The sequence below is a fragment of the Shewanella sp. SM73 genome, from assembly GCF_025653795.1.
Classification (GTDB): domain Bacteria; phylum Pseudomonadota; class Gammaproteobacteria; order Enterobacterales; family Shewanellaceae; genus Shewanella; species Shewanella oncorhynchi.
The window spans coordinates 111444-136705 of sequence record NZ_JAKKRY010000010.1; the positions used below are offsets into that span (position 1 = coordinate 111444).

At 44.3% G+C, this 25262-nt stretch carries 25 protein-coding genes; 18 read left to right on the forward strand and 7 right to left on the reverse strand.

The window, feature by feature from the left end:
• Positions 1 to 135 precede the first annotated feature (135 nt).
• The 4 genes from L5M51_RS14685 (at position 136) to nrfD (ending at position 2782) form a co-directional block, all read left to right on the forward strand.
• Positions 136 to 612 carry a DUF2726 domain-containing protein gene (locus tag L5M51_RS14685; protein ID WP_105250596.1) on the forward strand — a complete coding sequence of 159 codons (477 nt, stop codon included), beginning with the start codon at positions 136 to 138 and terminating at the stop codon, positions 610 to 612.
• 76 nt (positions 613 to 688) lie between these two features.
• A complete protein-coding gene (locus L5M51_RS14690) occupies positions 689 to 1153 on the forward strand; it encodes a cytochrome c3 family protein (RefSeq protein ID WP_105250595.1) in 465 nt (154 codons plus the stop codon).
• Between the two features lie 4 nt (positions 1154 to 1157).
• Complete coding sequence (locus L5M51_RS14695; RefSeq protein ID WP_263173488.1) at positions 1158 to 1844, forward strand: 4Fe-4S dicluster domain-containing protein; 687 nt, start codon at positions 1158 to 1160, stop codon at positions 1842 to 1844.
• A complete protein-coding gene (nrfD, locus tag L5M51_RS14700; protein ID WP_105250593.1) occupies positions 1841 to 2782 on the forward strand; it encodes a cytochrome c nitrite reductase subunit NrfD in 942 nt (313 codons plus the stop codon). The genes L5M51_RS14695 and nrfD overlap by 4 nt, the downstream gene beginning before the upstream one ends.
• 269 nt (positions 2783 to 3051) lie before the next feature.
• Here nrfD and L5M51_RS14705 read toward each other — a convergent pair whose 3' ends face one another.
• Positions 3052 to 3483, reverse strand: a complete 432-nt coding sequence (locus tag L5M51_RS14705; RefSeq protein ID WP_006079646.1) for an Lrp/AsnC family transcriptional regulator — start codon at positions 3481 to 3483, stop codon at positions 3052 to 3054.
• 251 nt (positions 3484 to 3734) lie between these two features.
• On the opposite strand from L5M51_RS14705, the gene yjeH reads away from it, so the two are divergent.
• Positions 3735 to 4997 (forward strand): L-methionine/branched-chain amino acid transporter, encoded by a 1263-nt coding sequence (gene yjeH / locus L5M51_RS14710; RefSeq protein WP_113940284.1) that lies wholly within the window; start codon positions 3735 to 3737, stop codon positions 4995 to 4997.
• Between the two features lie 288 nt (positions 4998 to 5285).
• Positions 5286 to 6110, forward strand: coding sequence for an HDOD domain-containing protein (locus tag L5M51_RS14715; protein WP_131525752.1), 825 nt, complete (start codon positions 5286 to 5288; stop codon positions 6108 to 6110).
• Positions 6111 to 6287: 177 nt separating this feature from the next.
• Here the strand turns inward: L5M51_RS14715 and L5M51_RS14720 are convergent, their stop codons facing one another.
• Positions 6288 to 6749: a TerB family tellurite resistance protein gene (locus tag L5M51_RS14720; protein WP_212599543.1), complete on the reverse strand. Its 462-nt coding sequence runs from the start codon at positions 6747 to 6749 to the stop codon at positions 6288 to 6290.
• 100 nt (positions 6750 to 6849) lie between these two features.
• Positions 6850 to 7380, reverse strand: coding sequence for a DUF2780 domain-containing protein (locus L5M51_RS14725; protein ID WP_263147477.1), 531 nt, complete (start codon positions 7378 to 7380; stop codon positions 6850 to 6852).
• A gap of 190 nt (positions 7381 to 7570) precedes the next feature.
• On the opposite strand from L5M51_RS14725, the gene L5M51_RS14730 reads away from it, so the two are divergent.
• A complete protein-coding gene (locus L5M51_RS14730) occupies positions 7571 to 8278 on the forward strand; it encodes a hypothetical protein (protein ID WP_105250588.1) in 708 nt (235 codons plus the stop codon).
• A gap of 33 nt (positions 8279 to 8311) precedes the next feature.
• A complete protein-coding gene (locus tag L5M51_RS14735; RefSeq protein ID WP_173497986.1) occupies positions 8312 to 9790 on the forward strand; it encodes a DUF4145 domain-containing protein in 1479 nt (492 codons plus the stop codon).
• 22 nt (positions 9791 to 9812) lie between these two features.
• On the opposite strand, the gene L5M51_RS14740 is transcribed toward L5M51_RS14735, so the two are convergent.
• On the reverse strand, positions 9813 to 10160 hold the full coding sequence (locus L5M51_RS14740; RefSeq protein WP_173497987.1) for a hypothetical protein: 348 nt from the start codon (positions 10158 to 10160) through the stop codon (positions 9813 to 9815).
• A 376-nt stretch (positions 10161 to 10536) separates the two neighbouring features.
• Here L5M51_RS14740 and L5M51_RS14745 point away from each other — a divergent pair, with 376 nt between their 5' ends.
• Together L5M51_RS14745 and L5M51_RS14750 are read left to right on the forward strand one after the other, a co-directional pair.
• On the forward strand, positions 10537 to 12408 hold the full coding sequence (locus L5M51_RS14745; protein ID WP_105250585.1) for a methyl-accepting chemotaxis protein: 1872 nt from the start codon (positions 10537 to 10539) through the stop codon (positions 12406 to 12408).
• 402 nt (positions 12409 to 12810) lie between these two features.
• On the forward strand, positions 12811 to 14682 hold the full coding sequence (locus L5M51_RS14750; protein WP_173248164.1) for a methyl-accepting chemotaxis protein: 1872 nt from the start codon (positions 12811 to 12813) through the stop codon (positions 14680 to 14682).
• A gap of 77 nt (positions 14683 to 14759) precedes the next feature.
• On the opposite strand, the gene L5M51_RS14755 is transcribed toward L5M51_RS14750, so the two are convergent.
• Positions 14760 to 15731 (reverse strand): LysR family transcriptional regulator, encoded by a 972-nt coding sequence (locus L5M51_RS14755; protein WP_113940290.1) that lies wholly within the window; start codon positions 15729 to 15731, stop codon positions 14760 to 14762.
• Between the two features lie 113 nt (positions 15732 to 15844).
• Here L5M51_RS14755 and L5M51_RS14760 point away from each other — a divergent pair, with 113 nt between their 5' ends.
• Positions 15845 to 17053 (forward strand): multidrug effflux MFS transporter, encoded by a 1209-nt coding sequence (locus L5M51_RS14760; protein ID WP_263173493.1) that lies wholly within the window; start codon positions 15845 to 15847, stop codon positions 17051 to 17053.
• A 170-nt stretch (positions 17054 to 17223) separates the two neighbouring features.
• On the opposite strand, the gene L5M51_RS14765 is transcribed toward L5M51_RS14760, so the two are convergent.
• Complete coding sequence (locus L5M51_RS14765; protein ID WP_263173496.1) at positions 17224 to 18057, reverse strand: hypothetical protein; 834 nt, start codon at positions 18055 to 18057, stop codon at positions 17224 to 17226.
• A 226-nt stretch (positions 18058 to 18283) separates the two neighbouring features.
• On the opposite strand from L5M51_RS14765, the gene L5M51_RS14770 reads away from it, so the two are divergent.
• Together L5M51_RS14770 and L5M51_RS14775 are read left to right on the forward strand one after the other, a co-directional pair.
• Positions 18284 to 18904 (forward strand): tRNA-uridine aminocarboxypropyltransferase, encoded by a 621-nt coding sequence (locus L5M51_RS14770; protein ID WP_263173498.1) that lies wholly within the window; start codon positions 18284 to 18286, stop codon positions 18902 to 18904.
• Between the two features lie 248 nt (positions 18905 to 19152).
• Positions 19153 to 19419, forward strand: coding sequence for a hypothetical protein (locus L5M51_RS14775; RefSeq protein ID WP_158682998.1), 267 nt, complete (start codon positions 19153 to 19155; stop codon positions 19417 to 19419).
• A 413-nt stretch (positions 19420 to 19832) separates the two neighbouring features.
• On the opposite strand, the gene L5M51_RS14780 is transcribed toward L5M51_RS14775, so the two are convergent.
• Positions 19833 to 21953, reverse strand: coding sequence for a putative bifunctional diguanylate cyclase/phosphodiesterase (locus tag L5M51_RS14780; protein WP_173248158.1), 2121 nt, complete (start codon positions 21951 to 21953; stop codon positions 19833 to 19835).
• Positions 21954 to 22246: 293 nt separating this feature from the next.
• Here L5M51_RS14780 and L5M51_RS14785 point away from each other — a divergent pair, with 293 nt between their 5' ends.
• From L5M51_RS14785 to L5M51_RS14805, 5 genes are all read left to right on the forward strand, one after another.
• On the forward strand, positions 22247 to 22618 hold the full coding sequence (locus L5M51_RS14785; RefSeq protein WP_263173503.1) for a hypothetical protein: 372 nt from the start codon (positions 22247 to 22249) through the stop codon (positions 22616 to 22618).
• 105 nt (positions 22619 to 22723) lie between these two features.
• Positions 22724 to 23392, forward strand: a complete 669-nt coding sequence (locus L5M51_RS14790) for a class I SAM-dependent methyltransferase (protein ID WP_263173505.1) — start codon at positions 22724 to 22726, stop codon at positions 23390 to 23392.
• Positions 23393 to 23500: 108 nt separating this feature from the next.
• Positions 23501 to 24052 carry an SMI1/KNR4 family protein gene (locus tag L5M51_RS14795; RefSeq protein ID WP_263173506.1) on the forward strand — a complete coding sequence of 184 codons (552 nt, stop codon included), beginning with the start codon at positions 23501 to 23503 and terminating at the stop codon, positions 24050 to 24052.
• Positions 24053 to 24063: 11 nt separating this feature from the next.
• Positions 24064 to 24510: a DUF6985 domain-containing protein gene (locus L5M51_RS14800; protein WP_263143266.1), complete on the forward strand. Its 447-nt coding sequence runs from the start codon at positions 24064 to 24066 to the stop codon at positions 24508 to 24510.
• A 311-nt stretch (positions 24511 to 24821) separates the two neighbouring features.
• Positions 24822 to 25238 carry a hypothetical protein gene (locus tag L5M51_RS14805; RefSeq protein WP_113940298.1) on the forward strand — a complete coding sequence of 139 codons (417 nt, stop codon included), beginning with the start codon at positions 24822 to 24824 and terminating at the stop codon, positions 25236 to 25238.
• Positions 25239 to 25262 lie beyond the last annotated feature (24 nt).

Genomic DNA, 25262 nt, shown 5'->3' on the forward strand with positions numbered 1-25262 from the left:
AATGTAAATCATTGTTTATATTTAAGTTGTTATTTGCAAGTGTGACGTGTGTCAAGAAAAGATAAGTGTTTTCAAATAATACTAAAGTTGCTTTAAAGGAGATAACAAAAAATAAATTAGTTTTTGGAGGCGTGTATGAATACTTCAGTCATTCTCAGCTATGCGTTTATGTACTTCGTACTATTCGTAGCAGTACCATTCGTGTTTGTGATGTTTGTCATGACTTGCATTAAGTTTTTTAAAGCAGGTCCTGATGAAGCCGCACATCATGAGATGAAACTTAAACCAGTATTGTTTGATAAACAAAGCTTCAATTTTTTTAAATCATTAAAAACAGTTGTTGAAGGTAAATACGATGTTTGTTGTAACGTGCCATTAGACACTGTATTTGAGATGGACAAACATGATACGGAATTAAATCATGAATGCCGACTCGATTATGTATTGATCGACCATGATTCATCTGAAGTGAAAATGGTTATCAGTGATTTTGGCAAAGAAACTAACTCACCACTGAAAAAACTGTTTAGCAAGTTCAATATCAGTTTCATTGAAATGAACCAGCATAAACAGTGGGATACTCAGAGTCTTAAGCAAGCCTTGGCTGTGTGATCTTGACCGTCGGGTTCGGAATTATCCGAACTCGACCCCTTCTTTACCTTCCTACGGATAAATGTGAGGACTTCCTATGTCCAAAAGACAATGGCTGTGGTCGTTACGCTTAGGTGCTGCTGCGTTGCTTTTAAGCTTTTCTGCAATGAGTGCTGAGCCAGCCAATCAAATTAACAGTGATGCTTGTATGAAGTGTCACAAGCGTAATGGTCAAATGTTAGGGCATCATGGTCAAGATGCGATGAAAATGAGCTGTTCTTCCTGTCATGGAGAAAAGGGCGACCACCCTAAGAAACCGAATGATATGGTGGTCTTTGGTATGGAAGAATCGTCGGATCTGACGGTTCAGCTGAGAGTGTGTCAGAAGTGTCATACCAAGAAAAAACTCAGTGGAGCAGATTGGACGCATAACGTACATGCTCAAAAAGTGCCTTGTGCCGCCTGCCATAAATTACATAGCCCAACGGATCCAATGGCGGATATGACGCCGAAGGTTCGCAGTGAGCTATGTAGCAGTTGCCACACTGGCAAGCAGGAGTAAGGTTATGGAAAATTCAAAAAGAAGATTTCTAAAAGGCACCTGTGCCTTATTTGCCGGCGCTACAGGTGCATCATTACTCGCCACAGTGAATGCATCGGATAGTGTTAAAGCAGAACCTGATGTCAAATATGCACTTATTCATGATGAAACTAAGTGTATAGGTTGCCAAGCGTGTGAGGTTGCTTGTCGTGAAGTGAATAATGTACCCGAAGGTGTTTCTAGGCTTCAAATTAAGCAAGCGGGTCCCTTTGGCGAATACCCTAATCAGTTTTATCACTTTAGTCGCAAGTCTTGTCAGCATTGTGAAGACGCGCCCTGTGTAAATGTATGTCCAACTGGAGCTGCATTTATTGATAAAGAAACGGGTATCGTTTCTGTCGATGCATGGAAATGCGTAGGTTGCCAATACTGTATTGCAGCTTGTCCTTATCAAGTCCGTTTTATTAATCCTGTCACCCATGCGGCGGATAAGTGTGATTTCTGCCGAGAAACTAACCTAGCTCAAGGTAAACAACCTGCCTGTGTTGCTGCTTGCCCAACAAAGGCACTCGTGTTCGGTAATTTAAAGGATCCGATTTCTGAGGTTGTTCAAGTTCTGCGGTCTAATCCAACCCAGCGCACTAAGGTTGATCTTGGAACGAGACCTAAATTGTTCCGTATCGTTGCAAAATCAGGGGAGGTGATACTATGAGTGCCCTACATTTTGATACCTTAGTGTGGCATTGGCCGATTGCAATTTACCTGTTTTTAGCGGGTGTATCTGCGGGAGCTATGTTCTTCGCCGTACTGTTGAAACATTTTGTTTTGAAGCAAAACGCCTATCAGTCTGGTTTTGTGCGAGCCGCTTGTATTGTCGCGCCTGTAGCTGTGATGGCCGGGTTAGGGATATTGGTCGCAGACTTAACTAAACCTCTCGATTTTTGGAAGATTTTGGTGTTCTACAACCCTAAATCTGTCATGTCGATGGGCGTGCTTATTCTGCTGATTTACCAAGTATTTATGTTTATGTGGATTGGTTTGACCTTCCGTAAACCTGTTGATGCTTGGTGTGAAACACGCTTTCCTATTGTGCTTAAGTTGACCGCATTATTGGCTCGATTTGAAGCGACAATTACAGGATTGCTCGTGATTCTATCCTTGGCATTGGGCGCGTATACAGGCTTCCTGCTCTCGGCCTTGCCAGGCTATCCCATGCTTAAAAACCCTGTGTTACCTCTGCTGTTTTTGGCATCTGGTTTGTCTTCCGGTGCGGCATCATCTTTACTCGGTGGCGTGTTGATGAATGGCAAACCTAATGACAAAGAGGTGCACTTTATCCACAAGGTTGAAATCCCACTGATTTTAGTCGAAATCGTGCTGATTTTTACCTTCTTTATGGGCTTAGTGCTAACAGGTGGACAGAGTAAAATAGCCGCCTTTAATGCCTTAGGGTATGGCTTCTGGGGATGGATTTTCTGGCTTGGTATTATTGGACTCGGTTTGTCTGGACCATTGGCGATGAATCTGTTTATGACGGCGACATCTAAACGGAAATGGGCCTATGTGGCGGGGACGGCTTGCTTGAGCTTGATCGGGGTATTACTGCTACGTAACTTCATACTCTATACAGGACAAATGACGATCGCTTAAGGCGTACCGTTAATTAATGACGAAAAAATCATAATAATCAATGGAATCGACGGATCGCGGAAACAATGTCAAAGGAAAACATTGTAGATGAGGCCCTTGCGGCGCTGGCTGAGCTCTCAAGGGTTAAGTCTAGCCGCGGTTGGTTGTGTAACAGGGAGGTCGCTGGGCAAGGATGCCATATTTTACACTTCAATATTTTGCCCTGCCTCCAAACGGGCCTCGCCACCTTATTCCTAAGGGTGGCGTTTCTTGTTTTAGGGAGGCACGATTTACTCGCCGAGGTTATTAATCCATTCACTCATTACCACATGGGTTTTGATCTTGATGATGTCAGTGTGAGTGTCGATATACTCACGGATCTCATGCAGGCGGCGCATCGAGGGCGCATGCACGTACACGAGTAAATCCATATCACCAGAAATACCACGGCAGGTAATCACTTCGGGAATCGCTTGGAATACGTGTACCACGTCGGCGCAACGTGGACATTGATGCTGGATTTCGAAATAAGCCGATACTCCTTCTTTTTGCGACTCACTCAAGAGCACTTGATAGCCACGGATCACTCCAGTTTGTTCGAGCTTTTTTATGCGCTCGGCAACCGCACTACGGGATAGATTGACCTGTTCGGCGATATTCGACACGCTCTGGCGCGCATCCTGACGCAAACTATGAATGATGGCAGTATCGAATTTATCCAAGGGTGACTCCAGTGAAAATGGCTATATTGAATCTGTGTGTTATTTTGCCATTGGTTTGAATAACCGCAGAATTTGCTGAGTATTTTTGCTTAAAATTTTACCAAAATTTAAGCTGGCCGTCATTTTGATGGAAATAACGCTATTTGCCGCGATTTTACCGGTATTGGACGTGGAGAACACTGAAATTAACGGCAGATTGTAGGGCGAAATCTCATTATACTGACAGCTCAAAAACCACAGAATATTAACAGATGAATTCAAATAGCGGAACTATAGGTCGTTGGCAAGGTGCGGGTTTAATGGCGACCACTTTGCTCGGTACAGGGGTATTTATTTTGCCTCAGATGACTATTGAAAAAGCGCATTCTGGCGCCTTAGTCGCATGGATCTTGTTAACCTTGGCCATTATTCCAGTGGCACTTGTCTTTGGTCGTTTAGCGAGTGTATTTCCCCATGCCGCAGGCCCCGCTTACTTTGTCGAAAAAGCCTTTGGTCGCACTGCTGGTCGAACAATTGGACTGATCTTTTTACTGGTTGTGCCCATGGGGGCACCGGCCGCGATTTTGATGACCTTTCAGTTTGTGAATGCCTTAATCCCGATATCGGGTTGGTCCAAGGTTGGTGTTGAAATACTCGTGATTTTTGGCTTGTTTCTGATTAATTTAAGAGGCATCCAAGTGTCGGCTAAGCTGCAATTTGGCCTGACACTTTGCATCGTCGCCGTTGTTGTGGTCTTGTTTGGTGCGAGTAGTTTTCAGCAAGGTCATCTCACGACACTTGCTAGCCATGGTATGCCTGAAATGCCGACCGTGATGATTGCCGCTGGCATCGCTTTTTGGAGTTTCTTGGGTATAGAAGCTATGACCCATCTTGCCGATGATTTTCGTCGTCCGCAGCAGGATATGATCCCCGCTATGATGATGGGCACAGTGCTGGTGGGTGTGATTTATGTGGCTTGTACACTTTTACTGCTATTAGTGCCGACAGATAAAAGTGTCGCCATGATCGGCGTGTTTGACCAACTGCTCGGTGGTTACGGCGCACAAGTGATTGGTGTGTTAGGTATCGCAAGTGGATTGGCTACCGTTAACGTGTATGCGGCCAGTGCGGCACGTCTGGTCTGGAGTTTTAGTTGTGAAGGCATTTTACCGCGCTTCTTTGCCGTTAAGAATGCCCACGGAGTGCCCATTCGAGCACTTGCTGCGCTGTTATCTGTGATGGCAAGCGTGATTGTACTGACTTACCTTACCGGGCAAGAGCTAGAGCACCTTATCGCATGGAGCAACGGCGTATTTGTAGTGATCTATTTGATGGCTATGCTCGCTGCCGCTAAGTTATTACCACGGCACAATTGGCCGCTGGTGGCGCTGGGTTGTGCGTTTTGCTTAGTATTAGGTTTTGCCCTAGGTGCAAGTATGTCCTACGTGCTTGTGTTGATCTTAGTGGTCGCACCATTTTTGTGGTGGCAAAAGACCCATATTAGTCGCAAACAAAGCTTGGCGTTACCTGAGTAATATTCGCCCCCTCTGGGGCTAAATCAACATGATGGGTTAATTAAAAAAGCCCCGAACTTTTTATTGTCATAAGAGTTTGGGGCTTTTTTGTGTGGTTTAGTGGATTTCGAAACTGGATATGATTGAGTGCGATTAAATCGAATGAAATAAAGAAGTAAACCTTAAGTCTGATGGCCGCCAAGCTTTGTTGCCTAAGGACTGCACATTACTGATATTTAATGTATCTCGGTGAGCGAGGCGATAACTTGTGTTCTATATTTTGATCATTCATTCGGAAGGAGAATAAATATGGATTCAGCTGCGTTGCTCAATCGTGTCGATGAGTTACCTAGGTTACCTAAGGCGATCAGTGAATTGTTAGATGCGGTCAATGATGACAATGCGACAGTAAAAAGCATTGCCACTAAAGTTTCACACGATCCCTTAATCAGCGCTAGGGTGTTACGCCTTGCTAATTGTGCCCACTATGGACGCAGTCGAGAGGTTGGCACTATCGATGAAGCTGTTGTGCGTCTTGGAATGCAAACCCTACGAACCTTAGTGCTCGCATCGGCGGTGATTGGTGCAGTCCCTAAGTGTGAAGGAATAGATTTAGCTCAGTTTTGGGGACAAACCTTTGAGATTGCGCTTTATAGTCAAGAAATGGCAAAGCGTTGTGGTGCTGTACCAGAAGAAGCTTTTACGTGCGGTATCTTACATCGAATTGGCGATCTATTGATTGCGGCAGTATCGCCTGAAGATGCGGCGAAAATTGCCGAAGCTGTGGCGCAGGGTAAAGATAAGCATCAGTTTGAGCGCGAGTTACTCGGATATGATTCCCCGGATATTGGCGCATTACTAGCGAAAAATTGGAAGTTTACACCAGCGTTAGTGCAAGGCATTTTGTATCAAGACCACCCTAAGGATTCAAACCCATTTTCAAAACTTGCTGCGTTATTATGCTTATCTTACAAAGTTCTAGATGAGTGGGATACGATTGAGGATGAGGAGAAAACCAGTTGGTTATCTCAATTAGCGACTAAGAAAGGATTGAAGATGGAGATGGGCGGGCTAAGGACTAAGTTGACTGAATTACACGGTTCGGGATATGAAATCGGTAAAGCGTTAGCTTAGGATCTTGTTTAGCTTAGTTTTTTGGTGAGTAGGGCGGCAGTAAAAATATTTTTAGCCAAAGAGCGATATCAATTTAGTCTTAAGAAAGCAATCGCGTGAATGGGGAACGGACGTTTCGCATTCACGCTTTTTTATGGGCTTTTGTTGATTTGCACTTTGACTGAATAGCGGATGTGGCTAGCCAGTTTGTTGGGTTGCAGCTATGGCAAGATTACGCATTTGGATCAACTCGCTGTGTTTGAGGTGCAACAAATCGGCGGTACGTCGAATGATCTGGTCTTCATATTGGGATAGCTGGCCATCGGCGTAGGCCAGTTGCCACATTGCGAGCAACAATTGCTGCTTTTGCGCTAGGCTAAATTCAGCGTTAATGGCTGAGGTGAATTCAAAGAGTGAGGTCGCGCTGCCTTGTACGCTTTTAGCCTCATCAATCAGCATCTTAGCGTCTACTTCTGACATTGATAAGGTATCGGTTAGCAGCTTAGGTAATAAGGCTTCTTCCTCTGCCGTTAAGGTCTCATCGGCAAACACGACTTCAAGTAACATACTCGCTGCGGCCAGTTTAAGTTGATGTGCCTTGTCTTCAGGGGAGACTGCTTGAGTATGAGCTTCAAAAAATCGTCTTAATTTCGCAATCATATTTGGCGGTTCTCATGCTGGAGGGAATATAAAGTAGAGTCGATTGGGAAGTGAAAGTTCACCCTAAACCTTGTATTGCTTAGGGTGAGGTAAGACTGAATTACAGTAGCGAGTTCAGACCTTTCACCAGTAAGTCTGAGGTGCCTTCAGTGCCATTGGTATCTAAGTAAGACTTAGCTATGTTGATCATTGGCATTGCTAGATCTTTAGAAATACCCAATTTTTCAAAGGCGTCTAATACCATAGCACTGCCTTGCAGTGATGAACCTAAATCACCCGCTTTGGATAATAAGCCAGAAACACCCGATTTTGAGTCCAATTTAGGCGCGGCGGCGAGCAAACTATCGGCATTAGGAATGCTGGCAGCCAGTTTTGAGTAGTCGGTTGTTCCTAGGCTTGATTGCGCTAAGCCTAATAAACTGCCTAAGCCACCTTCGGCTTGAGTTTGGTTTAAACCCAATTGTGACATGACGCTGCCAACTAAATCATTCGACTGAGTTGCCGCTGTTGTAGTGGTCGCTTTTTCAGTTTTGGCTTGAGTTCCTGCCAAGTTATCTAACCAGCCTGCACTGGCGGGCGCCGCTAAAATACAAGTGCTGAGGAGGATAGAGAAGGTCAGAGTGTGTTTCATATGGAAGCGTCCTTTGATGGTTTGCGCACGAGTTCGCTGGACAGTTTAGCGGGTTTGTCACTTTTGTTGCAGTAGTTTTCTGTGATTTACGGTTCACACTGGTGATTTCTACTGTGCATTGCCAAGGGATTTTCGGTATCCTTAGCGGCAATTCTAAGTGTTAATTCATTTCAATTATTTGGAAAGTCGCATGTCACTATCCGCAATTTTGTCAGAAGCCTATAACTTCTTCCGTAATCATCTGGCGCAACTCGCTATGCTGACGATCCCATTACTCTTGATCCAAGTGGGGATCCAGTTATGGCTTGGTATAGAGATGAGTAAAGTTGATCTAGAAAACCCACAGTTTGGCGCTCCGCATATGATCGCCATGATGCTGTTACTACTTACTTTTTCGGTATTAATTGCCGCTTTGACTCTGTTTTTAGAACTGCGCTCACAAGGGCATAGTCCTTCAGCGGGAGTGGTGTTGAAGGCGAGTTTACCGTTTGTTCCACCATTATTATTGGCTGGGGTGTTTTCTGGTCTAGCGATTTTAGCACCAGTGATGCTGTTTGCCGCCTTCGGTCCTGTGTGGCTGGTAGGATTGGTAATTAGCTTCTATCTCTTTGCGCGTTTAGCCTATGTTAACTTTATGGTTGTGGTTGAGCGCTTAACACCGCTAGAAGCGATTAAGGGTAGTTTTAGTTTTAGTGGCCCTATCGTACTGAAAACCATTGCATTATTGATGTTATATTTACCACTCTCCGTCATAGGTAGCCAGCTTTCTGGGTTAGCATCCATGGGCGGATTACCTGTGCAAATGTTAGCGGATACTTTTATGTCTTTTATTGGATTATTCGTTAACGTCGCTTTGTTCCGCTTATATATGGTGTCGAAAAAACCAAGCGTCGAATAGTGCAACATCAATTCAGCCTGTAGGGAATCACTCATGGGGACGAAAACAGTCATTAAGGATAGTGAGTTTATCCACGATTTTTCGGTCTCCTTGAGTGATGATTACCTCAAGGCGAAAAGCTATGTGCAGGATGTACCGACACAGTCGCTACTGCACATTCGCAGTTTTACCCATAAACTTACAGAGTTACTGGGGCAAGATAAGCAAATCGCGTTTTCGAGTCCGAATTTATACGATAGGATCGAACAGCTAAATCAGCGGCGCGTGATTGATGTGAAGACCACTCGTGCCCTGCATCGATTGCGTGCCGACGGTAACCGCGGTGCTCATCCTGAGAAATACCATCTCACCCAAGAACAATTACTCGCGCTAGCGCAAAAATCCATTAAAGATGTTCTGACTTTAGTCGAGCACTTGTATCCTAAGGTTAAAGGTCGAGTTGCCCCTGCCTACTGTTATGAAGCGACTGACGCAATGACGGTGAGGGACTTGTGCTACCGCGCTGTGATGGAAGATGACCCGCAAGCGCAGTATTTGGTGGGGATATCGTTTAAGACCAAGGCTTTGATACTGAAAGAACAAGAACTGCTCAAAGAGCAAGAACTTGTGGCTGAAGCCGAAGCTATATCAAGCCAAGATTTATCCACAGTTTCACCTCTAAATGTCATTTCTCACATTAGCGCTGCTGACAGTTTTGCCCGGGCGGCCTATTGGTTTTCCCTTGCGGCACCTAAGCACATGGAAGCCTTACATGAGCATGGCGTAGCACTGATCCACGGTTATCAAGGCGCGCCAGAAGTGGCTAAAGGTGAACAGATCATTGCCACTGCAGCGGCAGCAGGTGTGGTCAATGCGATGGCGTTATTGGGATATTTTTATCTTGTAGGCAGTGAGTCGTTTCAACCCGACAGCAAGTTAGCACAGCAATATTTACAAGGTGCGGCAGATGGCGAGCAAACCGAAGCGATGGCGAATCTAGGTGTATTGCATTACCAGCAAAAGAACTTAACTCAAGCCTATCATTTTATAAGCAAAGCCGCGCAAGCAGGTTATCCCCATGCTCAGTATCATTTAGCATTAATGCTTGCCAATGGAGATGGTTGTACTCGAGATATGATTGCCAGTGAGCATTGGATGGCCGAAGCTGCCGAGCAAGGACAACTCGATGCTATGCTCACGCGGGCGCAGCATATGCTCAATGATGACAATGCCTTTGGCAGTGATTTGACTCAAGCTGAGGATTATTTGCGCCAAGTGATCAAATATAGCCACAGTGTGCCTGCGATGATTGAGCTGAGTATGGCACTGGCCGACGGTATCTTAGGACGAATTGATGTCGTTGGATCTGCTGCTTTGCTTAAGCTGGCACGGCAAAATGCCAATAAAAAAGAGGCGGATATTATCGAGCCTCTGTGGCGTTCACTGGTATTACAGATTGAAAATGTGCTTGAGGTAACCCAAGATCCCGCCGAAATTCATAGCCTTAAACGCGCGCAGACCTTACTCGCTTGAGCGCAGTTTTGCTTCGATTGAACTAGTGTTCATCCTCTTTATGCTCAAAAGTGCGCCCTTGATGGCGTGCCGCATTAGATTCCCTAACAATAGTGTCAGATCCATAAACCTGACTCTGCGGCTCCTCTGTCGCGTGGGCATGCTGCGTTGCGTTTGCCTGAGCCTGATTAAACTTAGCCAACTGACGTGCCATATAAAAACGGCTAAATAGGACTAAACAACCGAGCGCAATGGCGCCAAATAAGAGCACGAAGGGCAATAAAAATAGTGATAAACAAATTAGGCTAATGCTAATTGCCATCGCTAACCAAGCCCGTGGGCCAGAAATTCGGGTCTGCAGTGGGCTCTGTTGGAACTGTTGAAAAATCATAAGAACTCCTCGATAGGCAGTGGACATTTAGTGTGCAATAGCGAGTGCGTATAGGTCACGTTAATCTTGATTAATTTACTTTATTTTACTCGGGAGGCCATTTTGGTGTTGCGCATTACTTTGATATGTGATCGCATGTCTATCTATATGTTGTTGCTCGAATAACGGTTGGTTAATTATATGTGTTTGCTAAAATCTTTTTGATGTAAATCTGAGCAATTTCTTTGCTAACTGTACATAATATGAGAAAATTCAGCTCAAATTTAACTGCAGTTTTAACTCAGTTAGCCGCCTTATTATATTGGTTGTAAATATTCGTTCGACCCGCTCAAACACCCTCTTGTTTCACTGCTTTGTTAATTAATTAGACGCCAACATGAACTCATATTCGCTCAAGCAAAAAATTCTGTTCTCTGTCGTGGCAGCCCTTTCACTCGTGATTGGTTTGTTGTCATGGCAAAGTTATTCCAGCCAAAAATCCCAACTGTTACAAAACAGCCTAGAACAAGTGCAGCGCTTAGGTGAACAGCAGGCTGAGCGGATACAAGAATGGTTGGCTGGCCGCCAAGATATTATGGGAGCCCTGGCGAATAAAGTTGAAGGTGACAGCCTCAATACACTTCAACAAGCACAGGCATCGGGCCGTTTTCAGCTGACCTATTTTGGCTCTCAAGCTGGGCAAATGTTGGATTCTGATCCGAGTATTGATCGTACGGGCTATGATCCTCGCAGCCGCCCTTGGTATCAACAAGCCATCAGTGAGCGCGGTCTTATTTTGACAAAACCTTACGTGGATGTTGCCTATAACATTCTGGTTGTGACTATGGCGCAGCCTACCGCACAAGGTGTTGTGGGTGGTGACTTATCTATCGCAAGCCTAGTTGACGGTGTTAATCGGATGAAGTTACCGGCAAACGGTTATGCCATCATGATGCACAAAGACGGCACTGTGATCGCTTATAAAGATCAAGCTAAGACGATGAAACCTATAGGTGAAATCGACAATGAGCTTAATCGCAACTTACCAGAACAGAGCCGTGCAGCGGGTACTCTGTTGCCTATGTATTTTGAAAATGAAGGACGTGACAAATTAGTCTGGAGCGTTGATATCCCTAATACAGATTGGGAATTAGTGTTAGTGCTTGATAAGGAAACGCTAGAAGCGCCACTCTCGAGCCTGTTACTCACCCAACTGGGGCTATCGGCACTTGTATTGCTCTTGAGTGTGTTAGCTATTTCTTGGTTAGTTGGCATGTTACTGGGCCCATTGAGCCGAGTATCGCAGGCACTGGCGCGTATCGCCGATGGTAACGGTGATTTAACTCAGCGTATTTCTGTCGACACTCAAGATGAAGTGGGCGTGCTTGCCGACAGCTTTAACCGCTTTGTGGGCAGTCAACATCAGCTGATCAGCCATATTCGCCAATTAGCGAATGAGTTAGATGCCGATGCTGAACGTAGTCTTGCCACCACGCAAACTTCAGTTGCCGAGTTACAACGTCAGCAGCAAGAAGTCGCTATGGTCGCGACTGCGGTAACTGAAATGGCGAGTGCGACTAATGAGATCGCAGCCAATGCTGAGAACACGGCAACGGCAGCTCAACAGTCTGCAGCGAGCAGTTTACAGGGCAAAGAGTTAGTGAATAAAACTCGTAACTCGATTAATTCACTCGCCGATGAAGTGACTCAAGCAACGGATGTTATTGGCGATTTAAGTCGTCACGCTAAGTCTATCTCGAGTATTCTGGCGACAATTCAAGGGATTGCAGAGCAAACTAACCTGTTGGCGCTTAACGCAGCCATTGAAGCGGCTCGTGCTGGCGAGCAAGGCCGTGGTTTTGCGGTCGTTGCCGATGAAGTTCGAGTACTGTCACGTCGTACACAGGATTCGACTCAGGAAGTACATACCACGATTGAAACGCTACAACGGACTACTGCCAGAGCAGTCAGCTTGATGGAAAGCAGCCAAGCATTAGCGGGTCATAGCGTAGAAGATGCCAATGCGGCGGCGAAAGCCCTTGAAGAGATTACGCAAGCGGTCAACGTGATTTCAGATATGGCAGGCCAAATTGCTACCGCAGCGGAAGAACAGACTCAAGTGACGGGTGAAATAACCCAGAATACGGTTGCGATTAAAGATGTGACTGATGAGATTACCGCATCGGCCATGGCAGATTTGGCACAGGCGAGGGGCTTAAAAGCTCGCGCTAATGACCTGAATGCACAAGTCGCGACATTTATTCTGTAGCCTAAGTTTAAAATAGCGAATGATTTGATCTTGATATAAAAGTGCCATGAAATAAAAATGGCACTTTTATTACTTTTTCATCTAAATGCTTTTATAACTCATTTCTATTTAAGTTGAATTTAATTCGTAACTATTAGCATTAAGATAAGAGTAATTTTAAATTACATGAGATTTATAGTGCATATTTAAATATGCATAAATTAGGCGTCCTATTAAATAAGAGATCGGTGCTCAGATACATACGTTGATCTATCTTGGATTTGTTGTGAGTTTGTTTATTCTTGCGGTCAAAATAAGTGTATTCTCCGTTATTTTTACGTATCTAAGTAAACTAAGCGCTACTAGGAATAGTTATTATTTTTGGTCAGCATAATTATCCAGTTTTTATTCGTGAAATATATTATGAAATCATATTCATTAAGACAAAAAATCCTTTTTTCCGTAATTCTCGCTCTCTCATCGGTAATTTTACTGTTATCTTGGCAAAGTTATACAAGTCAGAAGAAAGTACTATTAGACGTGAATTTAGAACAGGCTCAACGTCTTGGAGACCAGCAAGCGTTACTAATTAGTGAGTGGCTTGCAAGTCGTCAGAAAATTGTTAAAGGTCTTGCTGGGCAGCGCAATAATGACATTGTGCAAGCAATGAAACAGGCTAAGCAATCGGGAGGGTTTGAATCGACATATTTTGGTGAGTCTAACGGCAATATGAGAGATTCAGAGCCTGCAACTGACTATACAAATTATGATCCTCGTACACGACCTTGGTACCAAGAGACTATGCGAACTGGTGGAAGTGTATTTACTCGACCTTATCTTGATACTGCTTTTAATATTCTAGTGGTGACTTTGGCCGAGCCTGTTGCAGGCGGAGTTATTGCTGGAGATCTATCGATTAGTAATCTTATCGAAGAGGTCAACCGCATGAAATTACCGGCAAACGGCTATGCCATCATGATGCACAAAGACGGCACAGTGATCGCTTATAAAGATCAAGCTAAGACGATGAAACCTATAGGTGAAATCGACAACGAGCTTAATCGCAACTTACCAGAACAGAGCCGTGCAGCGGGCACTCTGTTGCCTATGTATTTTGAAAATGAAGGACGTGACAAATTAGTCTGGAGCGTTGATATCCCTAATACAGATTGGGAATTAGTGTTAGTGCTTGATAAGGAAACGCTAGAGTCACCACTGTCGAGTTTGTTACTCACTCAGTTTGGGCTTTCTGCACTCGTGTTGATCTTAAGTGTATTAGCCATTTCTTGGCTAGTAAGTGTCCTGCTGGGTCCTCTGAGTCGAGTATCGCAGGCGCTGGCGCGTATTGCCGATGGTAATGGTGATTTAACTCAACGTATTTCTGTCGACACTCAAGATGAAGTGGGCGTGCTTGCCGATAGCTTTAACCGCTTTGTGGGCAGTCAACATCAGCTTATCAGCCATATTCGCCAATTAGCGAATGAGTTAGATGCCGATGCTGAACGTAGTCTTGCCACCACGCAAACTTCAGTTGCAGAGTTACAACGTCAGCAGCAAGAAGTCGCTATGGTCGCGACTGCGGTAACTGAAATGGCGAGTGCGACTAATGAGATCGCAGCCAATGCTGAAAACACAGCAACAGCGGCTCAACAGTCTGCAGCGAGCAGTTTACAGGGCAAAGAGTTAGTGAATAAAACTCGTAACTCGATTAATTCCCTTGCCGATGAAGTGACTCAAGCAACGGATGTCATTGGCGATTTAAGTCGTCATGCTAAGTCTATCTCGAGTATTCTGGCGACAATTCAAGGGATTGCCGAGCAAACTAACCTGTTGGCGCTTAACGCAGCCATTGAAGCGGCGCGTGCCGGTGAGCAGGGTCGTGGCTTTGCGGTCGTTGCCGATGAAGTTCGAGTACTGTCACGTCGTACACAGGATTCGACTCAGGAAGTACATACCACGATTGAAACGCTACAACGCACTACCGCTCGAGCAGTCAGCTTGATGGAAAGCAGCCAAGCATTAGCGGGTCATAGCGTAGAAGATGCCAATGCGGCGGCGAAAGCCCTTGAAGAAATTACGCAAGCGGTCAACGTGATTTCAGATATGGCAGGCCAAATTGCTACCGCAGCGGAAGAACAGACTCAAGTGACGGGTGAAATAACCCAGAATACGGTTGCGATTAAAGATGTGACTGATGAGATTACCGCATCGGCCATGGCAGATTTGGCACAGGCGAGAGGGTTAAAAGCTCGCGCTAATGACTTGAATGCACAAGTCGCGACATTTATTTTGTAATCGCTATTCTTAATAGCGTGCCTCGATATTAGCCCGATAAAGCCTTTGCTTTGTCGGGCTTTTTACGTTTTGTTGTGTTAAAGCATTTCTGTGGGATTGAATAACTTAGCCACACTTTGACAAATGGTTTCTCTAATCCATTTATGCCCTTGATCTTCATCATTTCTTTGATGCCATAACAGCACATAGGCCATTGGCATAAATTCGAAAGGCAGTGGCAGTTGTTTGAGCGGATAAAGTTGGCAGGCGTGACGGGCAAAGCTCGAAGGCAGAGTGAAGATTAAATTGCTGTGGGCGCAAACGCTGGCGGCACCATAAAAGTCGGGTACAGTCGTGCTGATCCGGCGTCTATGCCCAAGATCGGCAAGAAAGTAATCCAGTGCCCACCAATCACTACCTTCACAACGAACCTGCACATGGGCCATATCGAGGTAAAGGGGTAAATTCCATTGTTCTGAGGTGAGCGCCGCCATCAGCGGGTGATCCTCTCGCACTAAGCAGACTTGTTGATCGGTAAATAATGTTTGATAGGCAATCCCTTCGGGCAGGCGATCTACTTGAAAATCTGACAGTGGATGCAAATCCCGCCCTGAAATGCCAAAGTCGATTTGCCCTTGCTGCAAATCCTGCATCGATTTTTCGGTCCAGACATAGGAGTCAAGTTTGACGTTGGGTGCCGTGGTCAGCATAGGGCCGATAAAATATGGGATTAAGGTTTCATAGGCGCTTTCCACCATGGCAAAAGAAAATTGTCGATTGCTACTGGCAGGATTAAAGGTCGGAGGCTGAGTGAGTTGATACAAGTCTTGCAATATATTCGGCAGTTTTTGCCCAAGAATGAGGGCGTGCGCGGTGGGTTTTAAGCCATGCGCCGTGCGCTGAAATAGGGGATCATCTAAGGTTTCTCTGAGTCGATTTAAGCTCTTACTGAGGGCTGACTGGCTTATATGTAATCGGCTGGCGGCGCGAGTGACACTCTGCTCCTCTAGCAGCACTTTGAGTATGACCAGCAAGTTCAAATCGATTCTGGCTAAGTTGTCGATATTCACAGATATTCCTCAGAGGAAATTTACTTTGGAAATTATACCATTTCTGTTCATACCTTGAGTTAATTAAAATAGCGCCCACTGAAATACCTTTCCCTGATCAACTGAGATTATTTATGCGGCGCAATCTGTTACCTATCCTGATGTCTATGGTGCTGCTCAGCCCATTAGCCATCGATATTTATTTACCTTCAATGCCAACTATGGCGACAGAATTCGCCGTATCTGCCAGTGATGTGCAATCCACGCTCGTATTGTTTTTATTCGCCATGGGCTTAGGCCAAGTGTTGATTGGGCCATTAGCCGACCGTTATGGCCGCCGTCCTGTGGCCATTTTCGGGGTCTTACTCTACGGCGCAAGTAGTCTTCTCGCTGCCGCGGCCATCGAGTTTCATTGGTTACAGATTGCTCGTGTGCTGCAAGGTTTAGCCGCCTGTTCAACTTCTATCGTGGTGTTTAGTGCGGTGCGCGACTGCTACTCACAAAAAGAAGGCGCTAAAATTTACAGTTACTTAAATGGAGCGATTTGCGTGATCCCAGCTTTAGCACCAACCTTAGGTGGCTTGCTAGCGATGCAATTCGGCTGGCGTTCAACCTTCGTTTTCATGACGTTATATGCCATGTTGATGATGCTCGTTGTTGGTTATCGCTTACCTGAGACTCGTCCAGCCAACACTGTTACTACTGGCCCACTTTACCGTTGGGGCAGATTCAAACCTGTACTCGGTAACACCCACTTTTTGTTTTATGCCTTTGCTTGTATGTCGGCTATGGCGGCTATTTTGAGTTATGTGTCTTATGCGCCTGTGTGGTTGATTGGGCATTTAGGGGTTTCAGAGTTGGCGTTTAGTGGCTTATTCGGACTCAATGCTGTGTTCAATATCGTGGCCTGTTTTGCGGCACCGATCGTCATTCGCAAACTGGGTAATCGTCCAACGGTTATTTTGGCTCTATTCTTACTCGTTCTGTCTTCAGTGGCGACAGTGGCGGGCCAACAGTTTGGTCCAAATACAGGGATGGCAGCAGCTTTTAACTTCATGTTACCTATGATGTTGTTATGTGTGGGATTTGCCTTCTTACTTGGTCCTGCGACTAGTATGGCGCTGTCAGCTTTTGGTGAGCGAGCGGGGACTGCCGCGGCTATGCTAGGTTTTATTCAGATGAGTGGTGCATCCGTTTTAGCTGGACTTATACAGCAAACGAATTTAACTGCACCTTACGCAGTGGCACTCGTCATGGGCGTGTTTTCTATTGGTTTGTTGTTGATGATGGCGCTGAGTCGATTCGACCACTGGCACCAAGAGCAGTTAGTTGGCGAGCATTAGTAGTATTGAGTTCAGGAGCGATAAAGCGGGATTAGACCCATCATATGATCGATTGTGATGACGATGCTTCAAGAGTAAACAGGGCTGTTTGTGAAATCAGTGCTGCTGAGTATATTCTGTAAACCCTTTGCCCGCAGTCTTGCTAACCACAAGCTGCGGGCATTTTTTATTTAAAAGCGGCCGTTGAGACTAAGTGAAATATCAACGCCATCCCAATCGGGTTCAAATGACTTGGCAATACCAGCTCGAGCGGATATTAAGTCTGTAATACGCCAGTGATAAGCAGTATTAATACTGTAAGGGTCCTTATCGTCTTGAATACTGTAGTTTGCGCCGATAGACCAAGCGCGAGTCATGTACCAATCAGCAGTTAAGTTTACAATTGTACTGTTATTGCTATTGTTATATTGACCGTTAGGGCCGTTAGTTAGCGTATTATCAGACTGGCTGTAGTAGATGTTTGCTTGCAAATCAATACCTGCTATCGATTGCAAAGGAATAAAACTGCGTATTCCTATGCCGAACGCATCATTGTCAGAATTTCCTTTTGATCCAAATCCAGCATCATAATCACCGTCACTACTGGAGTAGCTAGCATAAACAGCCGAGGTAGCGTTAAAGTAATAACCTAAGTTGATTCCATAAGTATTAGCATTATAGAAATCATTATCTAGATTGAAGTAATTTGCACCAACAAACCATTTAGATGCGAAAACATATTCTCCATTGACAGCATAAGAGTCTAAATCATCATTAAAACTATAATTACCACCAATATTAGATGTTTGTGCTAAAAAGCCACTTATTGCGTAGGGCGCAGAATCTTGACTAACTGGGGTAGAATAGTAGCGATAGTCAGCACTCCAGCCGCCATCACTAAATGCTTCACTTGAGGCGCCATAGTTAATATTGACATCATGTTGGTAGGCTTTGTCTGTGGCTGCAAATGTATTTGTACTCAATAATCCGAATACAACCGCAATACTGATCAGTCTTTTGTCCATTTTATCGTCCTTGTTGTGGGTACTGAAAGCAAGAAAAGTATAATAAATGCTAAGTGTTAGCAGTTTTAACTTATTGACCTTAGCGTTCTTGCTGGTGTCACTATACGATGTTGTCACAAAAGTTCAACAAAAAAACAGCTTGAAAAATAGAGCCTTAAACCGTCTTGAATATTGAATTTGAGTGAGCTGTGTTAGTTTTTAGGCTAAAGTTAAGAGGACTGCGCCTTTGTCGCGTTTTTATTGTTCTATCTGTCGTTATCCGCAAAATGCTTGCTTATGTGCGAGTGTTCAGCCTATCTCTCCAATGACTCAGTTGGTGGTTTTACAGCACCCGAGTGAAGTCGAACATAAGAAGAATAGTGTGCGGGTATTGAGTCTTGCTGTACCTAAAACGCAAGTTTATGTGGGTGAAAGCGAGTCTGACTTCAAAGGTTTACGGGAATATTTAGCGGCGTGTAATAAGCCTATTTATCTCGTCTATCCCTCTGCGTTAAGTGTAAGTGTTGAACAGCAACATATTAATCCTGATTGTATATTGCTGTTGCTCGATGGCACTTGGCGTAAGGCATTCAAAATGCTGCAGCTGAATCCTTGGTTAACCCAGTATCCTGCGGTGCATTTGGCTGAAGGTTATGAATCGCGCTATCGGATCCGTAAATCGAGTCGTAGCGATAGTTTATCGACCTTAGAAGCTTGCGCTTATATGTTAAGCGCCCTTGATCCTACCCTTGATGTTCAGCCGTTAATGATGGCATTTGATGCTATGGTGGAACTGCGGATTAAGGCGATGCCGAGTACAGTGCAGGCCCGTTATCAGAACTCAAATGAATCCAGTGGTAAGGTATAGTTGATGGGGTTAAGGCTATTGAGTCTTAGATGTTTTAGGTATGAATTAGTGCTTTTAAGTTATTAAGTTATTGAGTTTTTGAGACTCCGTACGAATTAAAATAGTCAAAATCTTATTCAGATCACGCTAACTTAATGTGAAATACGGTTTAATAACTGGGATTCATTTGCGCAGCAAATGATGAGATAGCTTTGCCAGCCAATTGCTTTGCAGGGGAGTGATTCCATTCATTACTATTAGTAAATGGCGTGCTGGCAGGGCTATCGAGCTTTAAATATGGTTTTTTTATTGATAATGATGAGAGCGCTTTGCCAGGCCATCACTGGCTTTGCAGGGGAGTGATTCCATTCATTACTATTAGTAAATGGCGTGCTGGCAGGGCTATCGAGCTTAAATATAGTGTTTTTATTGATAATGATGAGAGCGCTTTGCCAGGCCATCACTGGCTTTGCAGGGGAGTGATTCCATTCATTACTATTAGTAAATGGCGTGCTGGCAGGGCTATCGAGCTTTAAATATGGTGTTTTTATTGATAATGATGAGAGCGCTTTGCCAGGCCATCATTGGCTTTGCAGGGGAGTGATTCCATTCATTACTATTAGTAAATGGCGTGCTGGCATGGCTATCGAGCTTTAAATATAGTGTTTTTTTGATAATGATGAGAGTGCTTTGCCAGGCCATCATTGGCTTTGCAGGGGAGTAGATTCCATTCATTACTATTAGTAAATGGCGTGCTGGCAGGGCTATCGAGCTTTAAATATGGTGTTTTCTGCAAGAAAATCTTTCCCCTTAGTTCGCGACCCATCAAAATATTTCGATAAAACCTTAGCGGAATCTTTCGTTTTCCGTTGTAAACGTTGAGAGCATTAATTTGGTACGTAGGTCGGATTATCGAGCCGATGCGAACATCGGCAGTCCTAAATCTGTTCTAGGCTAAGCGTTTTTCCGCAAGAAAGGCTTGGGTGAAGTTTTCGACTGAACTCGGGTAACCAAATAGAAATCCTTGGGCGAAACCTTGGCCCATGTCAGTCATTATGTCTTTTTGTTGTTGAGTTTCAATACCTTCTGCGACGAAGTGAATGTCGAGTGCTTGTGCGAGTTGCACTATAGCATTGCAGAGCTTTTGTCCTGAGACTTCGTTTAAGCGCAAGGCAAACTCGGCATCAATTTTGACGCTGTCTATTGGCAAAGTCCCTAAGCGACTGAGTGACGATAACCCAGTCCCAAAATCATCGATGGCAATACTGACACCTAACGCTTTGATACGATTGAGTGTGAGTCGTGCTTGCTCCGGTTGTCGTAACAATGCCGATTCGGTAATTTCTAAAATCAGTGCTTCGGCGGGTAATTTCGCCATTTCTAAGGCATTTATCACTTGGTCGATAAAATCTAAGTGTTCTAATTGCAGTGGTGACACATTGACTGAAATTCTAAAGTCGGGTTGATAATGTGCTCGCCAGAGGGCCGCTTGTACACAGGCCTGTTCTAATACCCATTGGCCAATGCTGACAATTAATCCTGTTTCCTCAAGCAATGGCACAAAGTCGGCAGCTTCATAATATTCTGTCGGTGATTTCTGCCAGCGGAGCAGGGCTTCGGCAGCAATAGTTTGATTTGTGTGTAAATCGACTATGGCTTGATAAGCGAGAGTGAATTGTTTTAGGCTATGCGCATGCCTTAGGTTATTGATTAACTGTAATTTTAACTCGGCTGCTAGGCTCATTTCCTTATCGTAAAACACGAGATGCGGTAAGCTCTTTTTAGCGCAATACATGGCAGTATCGGCAAGACTAATCAGTTGTCCCGCTTGGTTACTGTGGGTAGGAAATAGCGCAATGCCTATGCTGGTGCCGAGGAAGAACTTTTGGCCTTCAATTTCAAAGGGGCTCTCAAATAAGCTGAGAATCTGTTCTGCAAACAGTTGGATTTCATCTTTGCAGCTACAGTCTTGCAGCACTAAGGTAAACTCATCTCCTCCCATACGGGCTATATCGGCTTTTTCGATACAACCCGCCTCGAGACGGGCGGCGACGAGTTGTAATACTCTATCGCCCATGGAGTGACCGAAGCTGTCATTGATATTCTTGAAACCATTGAGATCTAAAAACATCAACGCGCCCAGTGCGAGGGGATCAGTTTTAAGTTTTTCGAGGGCACTATTGAGGATCTGTTTGAGATGGAACCTGTTAGGTAATCCAGTCAAGGTATCGTACATAGCCCGAGTTGTTAGCTGGGTTTCTAATAGTTTTTTAGTACTAATATCACTGAAAATATTCACATTATAATGAGCATCATCTTCAGTGACGATTTTACGACTGCTCTGCCAAGCAGGGAAGTTACTGCCATCTGAACGTCTTTTCCATGTTTCGCCCTGCCAAAATCCCCTTTGTTTCAAGGCGATTTGGCATTCGGTTTCTTCCCCCATATTATGGGTTCTTACTTCTAAAAATTCAGGGGTTTTACTGATGAGCTGCTCAGCGCTATAGCCGCAAATACGACACATGGCTTTATTGACAGCCAAAATTTGATTATCAGTGTCAGTGATATACACAGCTTCGGCACTTTCTTCGAGCGTGGTCGACAAAATTTCTTTGGGAATATGAGCAAAACCATCAGAAATCGTTTCGCGCATTTGATTGCGGCGATTAAGAGCTTGTAATTCAACGAGTACCACGGGCTGTTGTTGCAGATAACAGCGATAGAGATTAATTCGAGTCGGCAGTTCATTGCCTTGTTGGCTCATGTGCAGCCAGTTGAATTCAACATTATTGCCTGCAATGGCTTCGAGGATCATTTCCCGTGCAAATTCAACACTATTGCGGCCTGAAGATTGGATCCTCGGAGAAAAATCATAGGGAGTCGCATTCACAAAAGCATCGTATTCAGTCTCAAAATAACTGAGGGTGGCTTGGTTGGCACTAATAAAGCTAAAGCCTTGAATTAAGGCTAAGGGGGTTTTATGGGGATGTGCTTGCCAGAGAGACAGCTTTTCTTGCAGTACAGGATCATCTGTACTGAGTTTCTTAAGTAAGTGTTGCCATCTGATCATTCAGGATACTCCCTTGTGACGCAAAATAGTCACATCCCATTTTTAGGTCTTCGTTGAACACGAAGTTGCCCAATAGTACATCATTCCAATGGGGTTAAAAATAAACCTAATTGTTGTTTCACTCAAATAGAAACTTAAAAAGTGTAGTTTAAGACTTGTATTCAAGCATATTTTTTAAGAACACCTGCTGCATATTTCAAGCTTAGGCAGATTTTATGCTATGTTTTGCACATCTTGCGTGAATTGGCTTTTATCATTGATTCATTCAATTATCGAATACAAGGAGACATGGAATGGCGTATTTATTTAAAGTGTTAATCTCTAAAATATTAATATCGCTAGTCCTCATCTTTAGTTTTCATCTCGGGTTAACAAATGCCGCCGAGGCGCCAAAGCCTAGATTGACCCTAGAGCAAAAAGCCGATAAGGCACGCATCGACTCACAGCGATTAGAACAGGCTCAATTAGAAAAGGCCCGTCAAGCCACTAAAGAGACGACAGAGCGGGAAGATAAAATTAAGCAACAATCCCAAACCAACGATTGGGAAGCGCAGCAAAAACTTAAGGCACAAAAACAGTTCGACGAAAGAGAAAGTCGCGAGCAAAAATATTTACGGGAAGCAAAAGAAGCCGCCGCAAAAGAGCGTAAAATCCCTAAACCTTAATCAGGCCATCGATATAGTCGATTTCAGCTGGTCAGTGCTAGCATTATTTGTGGGCATTACGACTATTCTCATTACTATGCACCTTAATATCCCTAGGAATTGTTGTTGAATATCTGCCCCTTATGTCATGGCGTTGAATTACTCGCTTATCATCAAGATAGGAAGCGTAGCTACCAGCAATGCCAAACCTGCCAACTGGTGAGCGTGCCTTCTGAGTTTTATCTTTCGGCCGAGGCAGAAAAAGCCGAGTACGATAAGCACGAGAATCATGCCGATGATCTCGGCTATCAAACATTTTTAAATCGCACACTCGAGCCACTACTTAGCCGTGTTAGCATTTCGGCCCAAGGGCTCGATTTTGGCTGTGGAGAAGGTAAGGCATTGAGTCTAATGGCAAAGGCGCGCGGTTATCAGATAGATAATTACGACCTTTATTACGCTAATAATCCCGAAACGTTAGCCCGCCAATACGACTTTATTACCTTAACCGAAGTCATTGAACACGTGAGTGGTGCCGCAGGGTTACTTGCCCAGCTTGATAGGTTATTAAAACCTAATGGCATTTTGGCTGTTATGACCAAGCGTGTGCAGGATAAAATCGCATTTGCCCGCTGGCACTATAAAAACGATCCCACCCACATCAATTTTTACGCCGAAGCGACCTTTGAGTGGCTCGCGCATCACTATGGCTGGCGACTCGAAATCATCGATAAAGACGTCGTATTCTTTTATAAAGAGATGTATAAAGTTGAGAAAAGTAATGCAAAACCCTAATTTATATGGCTAATTAGATTAAATAAGTTCCCATAAGTGCATATGCGAGCGGTATAAAACCAAAGGATTAATACTGCGGCCAAGTGTCAAGATGAAGGAATAAATACAATGGATGTTAAGACGTATCTACAAGCATTGAGTGCTATCTACGCCAACATGAATCAAACATTAGAACTGGATCGTGGCTTATCAAACTTAGTCTTATATGAAGCCGAAAAACAATTAGGTTTTAAACTAGTTTCCCCGCTAAGGGAGCTTTGGGGATATGCCAATGGCGGCAATGAGTGGAGCACAGTCTTTGCCCGAAAAGATTACTTTTGCCGGTATGATTTTTTGTCATTAGCCTCATCTCTTACATATCGTGACCGAATGAAAAAACGGGCCCAGCACTACGCTAATTACCAAGAGCCAGAAGTGCGGGATCCCAAAATCCAATCGGGATGGTATCAAGAAGGTTGGTTGCCCTTCGCTCAATTTGGGGGCGGCACATTACTCTTGATTGCAGATCATTCGCCCTCAGCATTAGGTAAAATGGGACAAGTCATCGCATACACCCATGACCCCGATATGATGGACTTTATCAGCCCAAACCTAAGCCAATTTTTTGCACAATCCTTGGCGCAAATCGCACTATATCCAGGTGAATTAATTGAGGATTAAGGATAACGAAAATGAACGATCCATTATTCAACAAACCTAGTGAACTGATTATTGAAGGTGAGCTTCAGGGCAACGATAAGTTACGCATAAAAATGCTCGAAGACGTTTCTCTGATGACACAAGAGACGAAGTATCAAATTCTAAATGCTATGCTCAAAATGCATAAATATTTTGAAAATTATTGCGGTGATTTGGAGGTTTCTTTAAATACAATCAATGAAATAGCAGAAAATACCCAGCCGTTGTACATTATATTGGATGACACCAGCACAATGGAGACTCGGGCAATTCGTTATCATTACGCCTGCAACTGGGAAACCGATCATGGGGTAGAAGTGATGGTACTCAATGGTAATCAAGTGATTTTTGTGGGCAACTGCGGTTACACCTATGGTGTGTTATTAGCCTCCATTGATAGTGCTTTATCCCTTCAAGATGAAGAGCTTAATTTTCTGTGAGTTGCTGACTAAATTTTACTACTATTATTCCCGCGCAATACTGTGTTACTCAGAAAGGCAATTTTAGCTAAGCATTTTAGCCAGACATCCACATATGATGGCTCTTGTTCAAGTAATTTTAGCCAGTACAGGTGGTAGAGAAACCGAAAGTGCATTATGTTGTTGATTTAAAATGGGTGGCTAGACTTTGGCTGGTAAACCAAGCTAAGCAGCCAAAACGTAATAAAGCGTTTGAAATCCTTCGCTTTACTCACTGGGAGTTCAAACTGCTGCTTCAGTTTGAAACTCCTTTAACACGGCGTTAACCTCCTATGACTCCTGAATATCTAGCCAAACAAGTTGAATTTATTGACTGGCTCTCGGCTGCAAGTCCGATTGAAGGCGTATTGGGTTCTACATATGGATGGGAGTGGCTGCCTACAAGCAGAGATCAAGAGGATCCTTTGAATGGTCCGAAAAAATGTGAGGAAACAAAAGACGCGGAGATGCTTGTGTATAAATCGGCGCTCAGATCTCTGAGAAAAATTGGCCGGTCACATCCTTTGCTTGTGTATGGTCCTCATGATTTTACTGAGAGCTTTAGAGGCGGCGCACTCTTTGCCTTCAAAATGGCAGCGAGAGAAGCAGCTCTCAGACAAAAGGGCGTATGGAGTGAGGTGGCTGAGTTGTATAGCCAAGGCCGATGGCCATGTGGTTTTAAAGAAAATCGTGAATTTGTTGTTTTGTGACTAAAGCTAACTATGCCAAGCATT